The sequence below is a fragment of the Psychroflexus salis genome, assembly GCF_014640175.1.
Classification (GTDB): Bacteria; Bacteroidota; Bacteroidia; order Flavobacteriales; family Flavobacteriaceae; genus Psychroflexus; species Psychroflexus salis.
On sequence record NZ_BMGL01000007.1, the window covers coordinates 186,928 to 201,743 of the forward strand.

General features: G+C 29.9%; 11 protein-coding genes. 8 read left to right on the forward strand and 3 right to left on the reverse strand.

The window, feature by feature from the left end; translation table 11 throughout:
• Positions 1-55: 55 nt before the first annotated feature.
• Together IEV63_RS07385 and IEV63_RS07390 are read left to right on the forward strand one after the other, a co-directional pair.
• Positions 56-1,063, forward strand: coding sequence for an NAD(P)H-dependent glycerol-3-phosphate dehydrogenase (locus IEV63_RS07385; RefSeq protein ID WP_188406156.1), 1,008 nt, complete (start codon positions 56-58; stop codon positions 1,061-1,063).
• A 9-nt stretch (positions 1,064-1,072) separates the two neighbouring features.
• Complete coding sequence (locus tag IEV63_RS07390) at positions 1,073-1,972, forward strand: EamA family transporter (RefSeq protein ID WP_188406157.1); 900 nt, start codon at positions 1,073-1,075, stop codon at positions 1,970-1,972.
• 106 nt (positions 1,973-2,078) lie between these two features.
• Here IEV63_RS07390 and IEV63_RS07395 read toward each other — a convergent pair whose 3' ends face one another.
• Genes IEV63_RS07395 through IEV63_RS07405 form a run of 3 tightly spaced genes read right to left on the reverse strand, consistent with a single transcriptional unit; the run spans position 2,079 to position 7,366 of the window.
• A complete protein-coding gene (locus IEV63_RS07395; protein WP_188406158.1) occupies positions 2,079-4,949 on the reverse strand; it encodes a response regulator in 2,871 nt (956 codons plus the stop codon).
• Positions 4,943-6,019 (reverse strand): FIST signal transduction protein, encoded by a 1,077-nt coding sequence (locus IEV63_RS07400; protein WP_188406159.1) that lies wholly within the window; start codon positions 6,017-6,019, stop codon positions 4,943-4,945. The genes IEV63_RS07395 and IEV63_RS07400 overlap by 7 nt, the downstream gene beginning before the upstream one ends.
• A gap of 3 nt (positions 6,020-6,022) precedes the next feature.
• The gene (locus tag IEV63_RS07405; protein WP_188406160.1) at positions 6,023-7,366 is read right to left on the reverse strand and encodes a sigma-54-dependent transcriptional regulator; all 1,344 of its coding nucleotides are present in this window, start codon (positions 7,364-7,366) and stop codon (positions 6,023-6,025) included.
• Between the two features lie 199 nt (positions 7,367-7,565).
• Here IEV63_RS07405 and IEV63_RS07410 point away from each other — a divergent pair, with 199 nt between their 5' ends.
• From IEV63_RS07410 to IEV63_RS07435, 6 genes are all read left to right on the forward strand, one after another.
• Positions 7,566-8,009: a T9SS type A sorting domain-containing protein gene (locus tag IEV63_RS07410; RefSeq protein WP_188406161.1), complete on the forward strand. Its 444-nt coding sequence runs from the start codon at positions 7,566-7,568 to the stop codon at positions 8,007-8,009.
• Positions 8,010-8,206: 197 nt separating this feature from the next.
• A complete protein-coding gene (locus IEV63_RS07415; protein ID WP_188406162.1) occupies positions 8,207-8,614 on the forward strand; it encodes a hypothetical protein in 408 nt (135 codons plus the stop codon).
• A gap of 356 nt (positions 8,615-8,970) precedes the next feature.
• Complete coding sequence (locus IEV63_RS07420; RefSeq protein ID WP_188406163.1) at positions 8,971-9,369, forward strand: response regulator; 399 nt, start codon at positions 8,971-8,973, stop codon at positions 9,367-9,369.
• Positions 9,370-9,933: 564 nt separating this feature from the next.
• On the forward strand, positions 9,934-11,451 hold the full coding sequence (locus IEV63_RS07425) for an AraC family transcriptional regulator (protein ID WP_188406164.1): 1,518 nt from the start codon (positions 9,934-9,936) through the stop codon (positions 11,449-11,451).
• Between the two features lie 473 nt (positions 11,452-11,924).
• Positions 11,925-12,299: a hypothetical protein gene (locus IEV63_RS07430; RefSeq protein WP_188406165.1), complete on the forward strand. Its 375-nt coding sequence runs from the start codon at positions 11,925-11,927 to the stop codon at positions 12,297-12,299.
• Positions 12,300-12,304: 5 nt separating this feature from the next.
• A partial coding sequence (locus IEV63_RS07435; protein WP_188406166.1) for an Ig domain-containing protein occupies positions 12,305-14,816 on the forward strand: 2,512 nt, incomplete at its 3' end.

The following is a 14,816-nucleotide window of genomic DNA, read 5'->3' on the forward strand; positions in this document are numbered from 1 at the left end:
AAAGCTTTCAGTCAAATTGCCTATTTTTGATTGAATTTTGAAAAAATGATAATTCATGCAAGATCAGCATCCAAATATTTCAGTCATTGGAGGAGGAAGTTGGGCAACAGCAATAGTGAAAATTCTTACGGAGAACCTACCTAAGATTACTTGGTATATGCGTAATGAAGAAAGTATTGCTCATATTAAATCTCAACAACATAACCCTAATTACCTAAGTTCTGTAGAGTTTGAAGTTGAACAATTAGATTTAACCAATAATATTAATTATGCTATACAAAAGGCAGATATTGTAATATTTGTTGTGCCTTCTGCTTTTTTAACGGCAGAATTAAGCTCTTTAACAGTAGCTTTAGACGATAAAATTGTGTTTTCTGCCATTAAAGGAATTGTACCCGAATCGTATTTAATAGTCGGTGAACACTTTAACGAAAAATACAATGTTCCTTTCGAAAATATAGGTGTAATTACAGGACCTTGCCACGCAGAAGAAGTAGCCTTAGAGCGACTTTCTTATTTAACCATTGCTTCTGCTACAGAAGCACACGCTTTGCTTATTTCAAAATATATGAGTAGCGAATATATAAAATGCAAAGTAACCGAAGACGTTATTGGGACTGAATACGCAGCTGTTTTAAAAAACATCTATGCCATTGCAGCTGGTATTGCACATGGCTTGGGCTATGGAGATAATTTTCAAAGTGTGTTAATGAGCAATTCTATTCGTGAGATGAAACGCTTTATTAAAAAACGCTATAAAATGAAACGCAATATTAACGACTCTGCTTATTTAGGCGATTTGTTAGTAACAGGTTATTCAGTTTTTTCGCGTAATCGTTTTTTTGGAAATATGATTGGTAAAGGATACACGGTTAGAAGCGCGCAAATGGAAATGAATATGATTGCCGAAGGATACTATGCAGTAAAAAGTGCTTATAAAATTAACGAAGACAGTGGAAAACGAAAGACAAAAACACCAATTATTAATGCAGTACACAAAGTACTTTACGAAGGAAAAAATCCACGTAAAGTGTTTACCAAATTAGCCGATAAGCTAGATTAATCTGTTTATATGAATTCATTTTTACGCGGCAGCATTTTTGTTGGTATTGCTGCTTCTTGCTATGGAGTTTTAACCACCTTTGTAAAATTAGCTTACCAAGACGGATTTAACACAAGAGAAGTAACGCTAGCTCAGTTGGCGATTGGTTTTGTGTGTTTAAGTATTATGAATACGTGGTTTAAGAAAAAACGACCAACAGGTAAAATTTCAAAATCTTATCTTTTAAAAAGCAAGTTATATCTTGCTTTATCAGGAACATCCTTGGGGTTTACAAGTATTTTTTATTATATCGCTATGAATTATATTAGCGTTTCGGTCGGGATTGTTTTGTTAATGCAAAGTGTATGGATGGGCGTAGTTTTAGACATTTTAGTTAATAAAGTAAAGCCTACTAAACAAAAAATAATTGCGGTTGTTGTTATTTTAATAGGAACAATACTGGCAGCTAATTTGTTGTTTAGTGAAGTGCAAGTAAACTTAACTGGTGTTTTTTATGGCTTTTTAGCAGCGCTTTCTTATACCGTCACTATTTTTACTTCTAATCGTGTTGGACTTAGCTTACATTCTATTTCACGAAGCAAATGGATGATGACTGGCGGTTTATTGGTGGTTATTGTTTATGCTATTCCTGCTTTAGCAGAATTTAATTTGAATATTTTTATGCTTTGGGGGCCTATTTTGGCTTTGTTTGGAACACTATTACCACCCTTGTTTTTTACGGCTGGCATGCCAAAAATAAATCTTGGTTTAGGTGCAATTATTTCGGCTATAGAATTGCCTGTTGCTGCTATTATGGGTTATTTGGTTTTAAATGAAACCCAAAACCTAAACCAATGGATTGGCATTATTTTAATTATAGCGGCCATTGTTTTTATGAATTTACAACGAGCCAAAAAGATAATAGATTAAAATGAAGTAGGGCTTTTAAAAAAATTATACTGTAAGGCTTTCATTGATTATAAAAATCAAATTCATTAAATTTAATTTATAACTATAACTTAAGCCAGGCAGAAGATTACAAGTCCTTCATTTTTTCTTTTAAAACAAGAAAAGTATTATGCATTAAGGGAATTAAATTCATCAAATGTTGCTCGTTTTTTTCTTCTTCTATATTTTTAATTTTATTGTAAATTTCATTCAGATTTAAATCTGCAACACTTGGTTTAATTTTGTGTAAAGTAGTTTTGAGTAAACCTAGATTCGATGTTTTTTGGGCTTCTTCAATATTTTTAATGCTTTCGTCTAGAATTTCTTTAAATGTGCATAATAACTCATTAAAAAAATCAGTATCACCATCGGCTATTTTATGCACATACGTAAGATTAAAATCTGTGTTTAAAGAAGGTAAAATTTCTTTTTCGGCTATACCTTTTTTGCTTGACAATACATCGATACACTTATCTATTAATCGGTCTTCTGTAAATGGTTTAGTTATTACAGCATCCATACCTTCATTTAAATAATAATTTAAATCAGATTTAAATACGTTTGCAGTAACAGCAATAATGGGAAGTTTTAATTGTAGTTTTTTACGAATTAATTTGGTAGTAGTAATACCATTCATGCCAGGCATTTGTATGTCCATTAAAATTAAATCGAAACTCAAAGTTGGGCTTTCGAGTTTTTTTATAGCTTCAAAACCATTTTTCACTAAAAAAACATGAGCCTTTTTACGTTCTAATTGACGCTTAACAATCATGGCATTCATAGTATTGTCTTCTATAACTAATATGTTTTTATGGTGAATTAATGCGTAGTTCTGATTTGCTTTTTTGGTTTGTTTAGATAGAGATGCTTTTTTAAGCATCAATTTAAATTCAACTTTTGTGCCTTTGTTTTTTGTAGATTCAATATCCACTTCACCACCCATTAAATCGATTATTTTTTTAGAAATAGGCATGCCAAGTCCAGTACCTTCTGGGCTTGAGTTTTCTACTGAAAATTCTAAAAAAATTTTCTTTAAAAACTCATTTTCAATACCTATACCATTATCTAAAATACAAAAGGATGCATGTACATGTTTTTCAAATTCTTCAACCAAGTTTACACTAAAAGCAACCTTCCCATTTCTTGTAAATTTTAGTGCATTGTTTAAAAAATTTACCAAAACTTGAGTTAGTTTAGTTTGGTCTGCATGTATTGTAATATTTAAACGATCATCGTACTTAAATATAAACTCATTGTTATTCTTTTTAGCAAGAAAATTTAAAATAGAATAGGTGCTATTACAGAATTCTTTTAAGTTAAAATCATTGTTCACCAAATTAATTTTACCTGCTTTAATTTTTGCTAAATCAAGTATGTTGTTAACTAAATTTAAAAGATAAGACGATGCATTAATGCTTTGGTTTAATAGTTTTTTTTGTTCTAAAGGGTTTTCTTCGTAATGAATAACTTCACTAATATTACCATTAATTACATTTAATGGAGTTCGCATTTCGTGGCTAATGTTTGCTAAAAACTTTTCTTTTTCTTTAGCAGCATCTTCTGCTGCTTTTTTGGCATTTAGTAATTCATTTTCTAATTTTTTTTGTTTTGTATTGTCTAAAAATGCTCCTATTATGCCCGTTTTGTTATTGTCGATATCTTTTTTAACGCCTAAACTTATTAATATATTTTTGTTTGTATTAGACTTGGTAACCGAATTAATTTCGGTGTTTATAGCTTGGTTAGGCTCAAGTTTTTTTAATGTTTTTAAAAATTCTTTCTGCTCATTTTCTGGAATAAAAAGATGTACTGCATTTTTCCCTTTTACTTCAGAAAGCTCATAGCCAAATAGTTTGGTGTGCATTTCATTAATAAACTCAATTTCTAGTTTATTATTTGTTTCAATTATGCCAACTTCTACATTTTCCAGTAAATTTTGGTATTTTTTTTCTTGGTAGATAAGTCTTTCTTGAGCATTTTTTCGAAGTTGAATATTTACCAACAGTTGTGCAAATAAACTTAATAAGTTTTGTTCTTTTTCGGTGTAACATCGTATTTTTTTAACCGAATCGAAACCTACAAAACCCATTAGTTTAGATTTATAAACTAAAGGTAAAGCTATTAAACTTTTAATGCCTTGGCTGGCCAAAATGTTCCTTAAACAGTATTCTCCTCCATCGGGCAATTCCGAAACATTTTCTACATAAAAAGCTAATCCTTTTTTATGCATGTTTATCCAGTCTGGTATTTCATCAGTTGGTATATTTTGTAGGTTTTGTATTTCAGGCTCTATACCCTCGGCACACCATTCGTAAGTGTTAGAACATGTGGTAAGTGTTTTGTCGTAATCGAATATATAAGATCGGTCTACTTTAACAAAGCTTCCAATTTCGGCTAAAGATTTTTGGATGTTATTACTAATATCTTTTAAATCTATATTAACGTAGGTCGATGCCATTTTAATGAGTAAGTTTTGAATTTTAACTTCCTGATCAATTTGTTTTTGGATTTCAAACTTTTGCTCAATATTAATGGCATTTTGAATGGCATTACCATAAAATTGAAATACAGGAACCAAATTACTACAAAACAATGCATTCATTTTTTTAGCTCTTACTGCAATGAAATATCCGTATCTAGATAATTTAAAGACGTAATGATGTAAGTTGTTATATTCGAAGTGGTAAAAAAGGCTTTGTGTATTTTGTTTGTTGCTTAATTCTTCTTCTATCTTTTTTTGAATTGTTTTCAATTTCCCTGTATCGCAAAGGCTAATAGGGAAAACTCCTTTAAAAGTTAAAGCATCATCGTCTATTTTTAATACCAAACCGGCTGAGCAATTCAATTTCTTTACATAAAAAGCAAGCGTATCGGTTAAAAGTTGCTGTTTATCGTTATCACTTTTTATAGCAAAAGTAAGTTCTAACAAAATTTCTCTTTCGTATACTTGATTTACCATGTGGCTGTGGCTACAATTTTATTAAACATTTCTAAATAAACATCTCCATGATTAACAATCTCTCCAACAGAAAATGCCCCGATAAGGTTTTGATTTTGTATTTGTTGAAGCTCTTTATTTATATTTTCTTCATGGAACAATTTTCTTGAAATGCAATTGAAACAAAGTACGGTTTGATTTGTGTTTGCATTTAATTTTTTAGCTGCATTTATTAGACTTTTAGAGTCACCACACATTATTTTTATAAACTCTCCTTCTTCAATTTTATCTAATGTTAAAATTCCATTTCTTGGGGTAATACCGTAAGGATCTCTAATTATTAAATATCCGTCTAACCTTAAAATTCCAAACGGAAAACGTTTAGAAATGTCTACAAAATTTTTAGCATCTATGTTTAGTTTAGCTTCTTGCTCAATTATTTTTTTATATACATTAAATGCAGGTTCCCAATTTATTGAAACAATCTCGTTGCCTTCGTATTCTGTAACTTTGTGCACTTCTGGAAAAGCATCCCACCCATGTGCATAATTTAAGTTTAAATAATCAGCCAGTTCTATTACTAAAGCCGAGTTTGAAAACAAGCCTTTATTGGTAATAATTTCTTTATCATTTTTGTCTGTTACCGAACCACAACCAGCACCAAAATAGTTCATTGTATTGCCGAATTGGTTATATACGCTTTTTAAAAATGCAGCTTTATGGCTACCAAAAGCACTTATAAAGGTTAATAATGTTTTGGGAGTAGACTGGGCAGATTCTAGCTTAAAAGAACGAATTTCGTTATGCATTTGTTCTTCATCTGAAGCTAAAGATAGTTTTTTAGCTTTTATAACCGAATTTGTTGCCCAAATAATAACACCTTTATTTTCAATTTTTGAATTGAAAATTAAGCTTGGAAAAACACCACCATATATGTTGATTTTATGCTGATTAATTAATTTTAAAAAAATAGATTCAAAATCTTTTTTTGAAGCTTCAGCAACAAGAACAAATGCATGGTTCAGCCTTGCCGAATTTATCCTTTCTAGGCAGCTTAATAGTTCTTCTTTATGGTTAATAATACAATGCATTATTTACTTTAAATGTATTCTGTTATTTTTTGCTAAGTAGTAAATTGTTGAAACCCCAATATCTAGTAATTGAGCTACTTTTTTTACATTAAAATTATATTTATCTAAATAGTATTGTATAATTTCATTATTGTATTCGTTTAATGTTTTTTCTTCAGTAAATGGGGCTTTTTTTACATTTGGAAGGCGAATATCTTTTGCTTTTATGATGTAATCTTCGCATAAAACACAAGCCAATTCAATAATCGATTTTAATTCTCTAATATTTCCAGGAAATGTATAATTGCCTAGTTTTTTAATTGCATCGTCCTGTATAATTGGAATTTTTTTATTGTTTTGCTTAGCAAGACTATTAATAAAGTATTCGCTAAGTACAGGAATATCATTCCTGCGATCGCGAAGTGGTATTAAATGAATAGGGAAACCGAAAATTCTATAATATAAATCTTCTCGAAATTTATTTTGTTTAATTAGTTTAGTTAAGTCTTTGTGCGTTGCGGTAACTAATTTAAAGTTTACGTTAATCAATTCATTACCCCCAAGTCTTCTAATTTTTCGCTCTTCGATTGCTCTAAGTAGTTTAGCCTGAAGTTCAAAGTCAATTTCAGCAATTTCATCTAAAAATAAAATACCATTATTTGCTTTTTCAAACAAGCCAATTTTTCTTTGATCTGCACCCGTAAAAGCTCCTTTTTCGTGTCCAAATAATTCACTTTCTAATAAATCGGAAGGAATAGCAGACATGTTAATCGAAACAAATTCTCCTGATAAATTTACAGCACTATTAAAAATAGATTTAGCCACTAACTCTTTACCTGTACCCGTTTCGCCTGTAATACAAATATTTATGTTTGTACTTGCTGCTTTTTCAATATGTGCATTAAGTAATTTTATACTTAAATCTTTACCAATTATATCTGCTTTTTGTAAGCTTTTGTTTCTTAATTGTTTTTTTAACGACTTGATTTCATTGGTTAATTTTTTCTTTTCTTTAATATTATTAACCGATTTCCAGAGGGAATTTTTTAAATCTTCTGTTTTAATAATGTAATCTTTAACTCCAGCTTTTAATAAATCTATTACTACTGGTATGTTACTTTGGCCACTAATTACTAAGATATCTTGGTTTGGATTTATTTTAAATATTTTATCAATGAGTTGTTTTCCGTCCATTTCGGGCATTAAAAAATCTACACACACTAAATCAGGTTTTTTAGAGAGATCTTTTAATAGTTTAAAAGGATCGCTGTACAAACTCACATCGTGGTCTGGATTCATATTTAATATGTGCTTTATTTTTTTAGAAGACCATAGGTCGTCATCAATTACAAAAATTTTGTATCGCATGTTAGTTAGTATTTTTTAGCCGATTCAAATTTACATAAACATACTTACATCTTCTAATATTTAGAGTTAGTTTCTATAAATTAGACAAAAACACACATCTTTCTTTATTTAAAATATTGTTAATCAGCACTATGAATGTAGGCATTGAAATTGAACGTAGAAAAATTTCTACAACATCATGCACAATTTTAAACTACTTTTGAAAAATTTAATAAAATTAATACTTGTTTTATTAGTGCCAGTTATTGCATTGGCATCTAACCAAGACAATTTTATACCATTCCATTTACATAATGTTGATAAATCTTGCCAACCAAAAGGAAATTTAAATTCTGAGCTTGACCAGAATTCAAATTTTAGTTTAAGTGTTAACAATACGATTAATTTAGATACACCCGATTTTGAAGCTGATTTATTTACAGTCTTCCCTAATCTAAGCCAAGGCGATGTTCGTATTATAAGCAATCAACCCATTAAAGATATTCGCATTTACAAGTCTTATGGCAAATTAACGCATCAAATTATAAATGTAAAAAGAAATTCAATCCGTATCGATTTAAAAAGTTATTCAAGAGGTATGTATTTTATTGAAATTACAAATCAAAACAACCATCGTTCAACTCAAAAACTTTTGCTTAAATAATATAATTAAAACAATTCAATAAAAGGCAGTGCATGTTGCTGCCATTACTTTATGAAGCCATACCTCCTAAATTTTGTTGGTTAGTTAGTTAGTATTTAGGAGGCAGGTTTCATTTAAAATGCTTCAATCTAAGTATAGGCTTGTTCGAAATGCTAAAATAAATCATTTTTTAAACAAATAAAATCTTAGCTATTATAATGTGGTTAGATAATAAGATTAATAAATTTATTTTAAATTTAGACACTTGTTTAAATACAGCTTACATCCATCATAAGTATGTTGATCTTTATACACCCTTTCAATCTGTTTATTTCAGTAATGTTTCTGCGGCATTAAACTACATAGAAGATTTACAACCTCTAGAGTGTGCTTTAATTATATGCAGTTACCAATTAAGCCCAAATTATACGGGTTTAGATTTTATAGAAGATGTTAAGTTTTTGTATAAAAAAGAAAATAAAACCATTCCTTTTAAAATATTAATGCTTGGTGATAAATTTACATCAGCTACATGTTCTACTTATTCAAACAGTATATGCCTGAAAAACAAACCATTAATAAAAGACGAGTTGCTTCAATTCATCAATAATTTAGATTTAAAATAACATCTAATGTTTGAGTATAGAGAATGAATTATTACAAAGTTTTAAAAAATACATTACAAATTAATACTGATTCTTTATTCGTAAAACTTGAAAAATAGTAATCTAAGTAGAACTAAATAGTAATATTTAGGACTATAGCTAATGAATTACTAAAGTTTGACTTAAGAATTTTTAGTGAAAATCATGCTGTGTTAGTATCATTTATGGAATAGTAGAAACATTTATGTTTTCTAATTTTTAAATCTTTATTCTAAAAACTAGAATTTTTAAAAGAGAGTATATTTGTAAGGTGCTTATAATCAGTTTTTTGTTTTCTTGGCGACTTAATTGCTTAGTAAGTAGTAGAATTTAGAATCATGAATATAGTTATTATAGACGATTGCAGTATAACTTGTTTTGTACACAAAAAATTATTCAACGAAGTTGATAAAGATGTTTGTGTGAATACTTATTTGAGTTCCCAAGATTTTTTAAACGATTTGAAAGCGAATAAAATTGAGCAGCCAGATGTTATATTAACGGACTATAATCTAGGGTCTTCAAATGGAGCTGAATTAATTAATGAAATAGATAATTACAAGTTCAATTGTAATATTGAAGATAAACTTGATACTTATTTAGTTTCTTCAGACACCAATATAGCAAGCATTGCAGAGCAGTGTAATAAAAGCATATTTAAGGGGTTTTTTATGAAGCCATTGCAATTACAAAATGTAGAAAATCTACTTCATAAAGAATTTTCAGTTTCAGCTTAAGCTTATATATATATTAAAATTTTAAGGACTCATTTCCTTAATACATCTAAAACACAACTATTTTAATAAAAACGTTCATCTAAAAAACCTAATTGCTAAAAACCATTTATCGCTTAAAATAAGCTTTCGAAATATTCAAATTTCCAAAGCTAAGTTAGCTAGATGTTTCAATAGCATTATGAATATAAATAATATTAGTGTTTTTTCATTCCAAGTATAATGATAAAAAAAATAACAACAGAATGCTTGTTCGACACCTTACTAGTTATCCTTTTTTTAGTTTCTGTATTGCAAATATATTATATAATACAAGAAATAGAAATTACTGATTATAAACTTAAGCTTACAAAGCTATATATAGAAAAGATAAGCAAAAATGAAAAGTAATGTTTAATCGAATTATTGCAAGACATTCTTTTCAATACATTCATTTTACAAACTGTAAATACCGTTTTAATTAATCTATGAAAGAAGTATATCTATATATTTAGATTGTTAAGTACTTAGTTAGCTAGCATTATTTTATAATAAACCAATTTTAATAATTACTGAAGCAGAATAGAAGTGAAGAAATTACATTCGTACAGCATAATTTTTTGTATTAGCCTGATTTGCCAATATGCTACTGCCCAAAATTTAGAACTTTTTTACAGCGAGTATCAAAAGTTAGTTATTAAAGAGAAATATGCCTTAGCTAATATCAAGCTAGACTCTTTATTAAAATCACCCCTGCAAAAGGAATCGGTTAGGTTGGATGTACTATTAAAAAAAGCTAGCCTATATAGTTTGTTAAAAGTACAAGATAGCGCGCTATATTATTTAGAAAAAACCGTAGAAACAGCAAAAAAAAGTAACAATACCGACATATTAAATAGAGCAAATACCAATTTAGGTATGCTGCTTAATCAAATTGGCCGACCAATTGAAGCTCTAGAACACTATAAAAAACATTACCAATTTGCATACGCTTTACCTAATACAAAACCTAATCTAACAAGAAGGATAATTGCGAACTACAATATAGGCTTAAGCTTTTTTAAGTTAGAAGAAATCGATTCTGCTCGTAACTACCTAAGAGAAGGAATAAAAATTGCTAACCAAATAGAAAAACATTCAGCAATTGCCAAATTAAATGGCTTACTGTCCGAAGTAAATTTTAGTGTAGGAGAAGATTGGGAAGATCAATTATTTCTAGCTTACCAAGCATCTATGCAAACTAAAGATAGCATAGGCTTATTAAAAGCAAACCTGACAGCTGCAGAATTTTACCAAGCTTCTGGTGATACACAAAAAGCGATTACATTTTTAGAAAAAGCCAAACTATTAATCAAAAAAACTCCAAAAAATTATAGTTTATGGTTAAATTTTCATAAGCTAAGCGCTAATTCCTTTAAGTACTCTAAAAATTATAAAGAAAGTTTACAACACCTAGAAGATTACCTGTACAAAAAAGAAAAATTAGATTCTTTAACACAAACAAATGCTATTAGTATTTACAACGAGCGTCTAAAAATTTACGAAAAAGACCTAGAAAATTCAAAATTACTTATTAAGCATAAGCAAAAAATAAACGATTTAACCATCTTAAGTGCTGTTTTAGGTTTTTTAATTTTAATTAGTCTAAGCTTTTTCTTTATTAAGTATAAATTGATTGGTCTTAATCGTAAATTATTTAAAATAAACAGATTAAATGAAAATAGCCTAGATACTGTTAATGATAAAATTAGTAAAGAGAATAGAATACTTTACAATAAAATACAACAAAAAGTAGATAAAGAAAAGTTGTATTTACAACACGATATAAATTTATCTACCCTTGCTAAATTGGTAAATAGCAATTCTAATTATGTTTCTGAAGCTATTAACCTATTTACCAACACCAACTTTAGTACCTTTATAAATAAAAAACGCATTGCACATGCTAAGATAAAAATTGTTGAGCAAAACAAGAAACAAATCTTAGATTACGACGATATTGCAGAAATAAGTGGTTTTAATTCAAAGTCTCATTTTTATCGTGTTTTTAAACAACTCTCTGGTTTAACACCTAAACAATATTTAGACTTTAGTAAAGAGTCTTAAACTTATCTTTTTTTATAACAAGTTAATAGCATCAACAAATGCATTGCTTACTATGTTTTAAAAGTGAAGGTAGCTAATAGTTGCTTTCAGTTATTCCATCAACTTAATAATTAAATACTTTACTACCCAATTACTAATTAATTGTCATCAATAGATCGAATTTGCTTTGCGCTTTTTTGTTTTCTATACATTTTTATTCAGCAAAACCATTCTTTCCCTGCCTGGTTTTGTACTTTATAAATTTCAAGTACGCCACCTAATATAAAGTTCTAAAAACTTTACCTATTTAAAACACACATCCGAGTCAATAGGGATTTATAACATCTTAAACAATAAATAAACAGAAGCTTATAAATTCACAATTCATGAATTGTGAAAAAATATTTATGATTTGCGAAAAGATTTACATTATATGTAAATCATAGAAGTAGTTTTAAATGTTGCTTTGTAATCTAATATTAATAAAAAAATTTATGAAAAATTATTTATTTACTCTTCTGATTTTCATTATGTCCTTATCAGCTTTTGCTCAGTCGCAAAACAATATTTCACATAATGATAGACTACTAGATTTGTTTAATCATTTTTATGAATCTTCTGATTTACATGAATCGATAATACTTGATCATGGTGTTGATTTAAATTTCTTAGAAAATCAATCTAATTCTAAGTTTAAGGTAATTGCTAAAAATGAAGCTGATAATTACAATTCATATCTTCTTTTTCACACTTTAGATATACAAGAAAATGTTGGTAGAGTTAGGTATGCCGTAGTAAATCGTGGTAAGAAAGAAATCTTTCAAACAATTTTTTTTGACATGAATAATTTTAAAATTATAAATAAATAAATATTATGAAAAAAGTTACATTATTTTTAATTTTACTGATAAGTACATCCAATTTGTTTTCTCAAGATGTATTAGAAAATGGTAGGCTAAGATTCGGTGATGGTACAGATAATTCTTTAAATTCTATTGGTAATTTATTACAACCTTTTTACCATAATGGCGATTTACAGCGTTGGTTTAAATTAACGTATTCTGATTACCCCTTGGATATTGAAATTGGAGTAGGTGGTGATGGAACAAATAATTGGAATCGAAATGGAACGGTAAGCAATAACCCAACTTGGTCCAACCAAACTTTTGATCTGAGCCAATACAACCCTTCCCCAAACAGCACATACGATACCTATGGAGAGTTTACTGATGGATTAGGAAACAGCTCTTTTGTTCCACAAAATTTAAACGGTTCAACTTCTGGTTACGGAATTATAAAAACTACTGGAGATATTACAATTAATGGGCAAAGTTTCCAAGTCGAAAATACATACAATCTACCTGAAAATGATGGCTTTATTGAAGTTACTGTTAAAGTTACCAATACAGATACAACACCAGCAGATAATGTAAGACTTTGGGTTGGTACACGCGATGATTATGTAGGAGATCTTGATGGTCCTGGAAAAATAAAAGGAAATATAAATGATGGAGTTTTTGAAGAAATTAGTTCATCTACTGAACAATCTAAAGCGATTAAAGTAATTTCTGACCAAGAAGTTGTTTTATTTTATAGTAATTCTGACTTTGCTTACACAACTTTTGACTCTTGTTGTTCTTTTTCAAATTCTACCGGAAAAGACCCTCTCGACCCTAATGAACCAACAAGTGTAACAGGAACTGGATATATCCAGGATGGCTCATATGCTCTTTTTGTAAGGTTTAATGATTTAGGGCCGGGAGAGTCTGATGAATTAACGTGGTATTATGCTGCTGGGACATTATCTGAAATTGATGATATCGTTGGGGCAGTTGCTGATGCATCTGGTTCAATTAGTAATATTTCGTACACAACAGCAGATTTTATAGCACAAACAGATACGCCATCTACGGGTTATTATATCGTTGTCCCACAGGGGTCAACTGTCCCAACTGAAAGTCAAATTATTGCAGGATTAGATTACAGTGGCGTATCAGTACTAAATTCAGACAGTGCTCCCTTAGCAGCTAATACCCCCGAAGAATTTACGATTTCAGGTTTAGAGTCTGGTAGTGATTATACTTTACATTTCGTAACAGAATTTGATGATAACGGAACAACCGCATACACAGCGATTGATTCCATTGACTTCACAACCCTAGCCAACGATACACCTGTAGTCTCTTTAATAGGAGATCTTAGTTTTTGTGTGGGCGATTCTTTTAGTCCAATAGATTTTACGGTTAGTGATGAGTTTCCAGAAACACCACTTACAGTGGTGGCAACATCATCTAATGCGGCTTTAATTCAAGACACTGACTTAACAATTTCTAATACGGGGTCAGATTATCAATTAACTTATGTTTCTGTTGATGGTGCTTCTGGTTCGACAACCATTACCATTACAGCGACTGATAGCGAAGGAGAATCTGCAACAGAAAGTTTTGATATCACTCTTAATGATGTTGAAATCAATCTACCACAAAGTGATTATGTGATTGTTGTAAATGAAGTAATTACGCCCATACAGCCTACAGAAGTGTCTGATGGAAATACAGTATTTAGTATCACTCCTGCATTACCTGCTGGTTTAAGTTTAAATACCGCTACTGGTGAGATAACGGGAACACCTACGGTAGCTCAAGGCGCAATTGATTATACCTTAACAGTAACCACGGATACGGGCTGTACAGATACGCTAAACTTTACGCTAGGCACCAATTCAGACCCTGTTATAGATCCTGTATCAGATATTACTGAAAATTGCCCCAACACAGATGCTGTAGTTAATGTAACCATTTCAGATAATGAGACAGCAGCTGATGATTTAGTTTTAACAGCAAGTTCAAGCAATACTGCGCTCTTAAATGTGTTTGATATTTCTGCAACAGGAGCTACTCGTACCATCACAATGACGCCTGAGCTTGACCAAACAGGAACTGCTGCTGTTACTTTAACTGTAGAAGATGAATTTGGTGGAACAATACAAACCACTTTTGATATTACATTTACAGATAACGACTCACCATCAGTTGTTACGCAAAATATCACAGTAGAATTAGGAGTTGAAGGCACTGTAATGATTACAGCAGATCAGATAGACAATGGTAGCACAGACAATTGTGGAGTAGAGAGTTTAAGTTTAGATATAACTTCATTCGATTGTTCTAATGTTGGGGCAAACGCTGTAACACTTACAGTAACTGATGTAAATGGTAATACAGCTACTGAAGAAGCAACAGTGACAGTTGAAGATAATATTTTACCAGAAGCATTAACCCAAGACATCACAGTTGAGTTAGATGTTAATGGAGAAGCTACAATTACAGCTGATCAAGTAGACAATGGTAGTACAGACAATTGTGGAGTAGAGAGTTTAAGTTTAG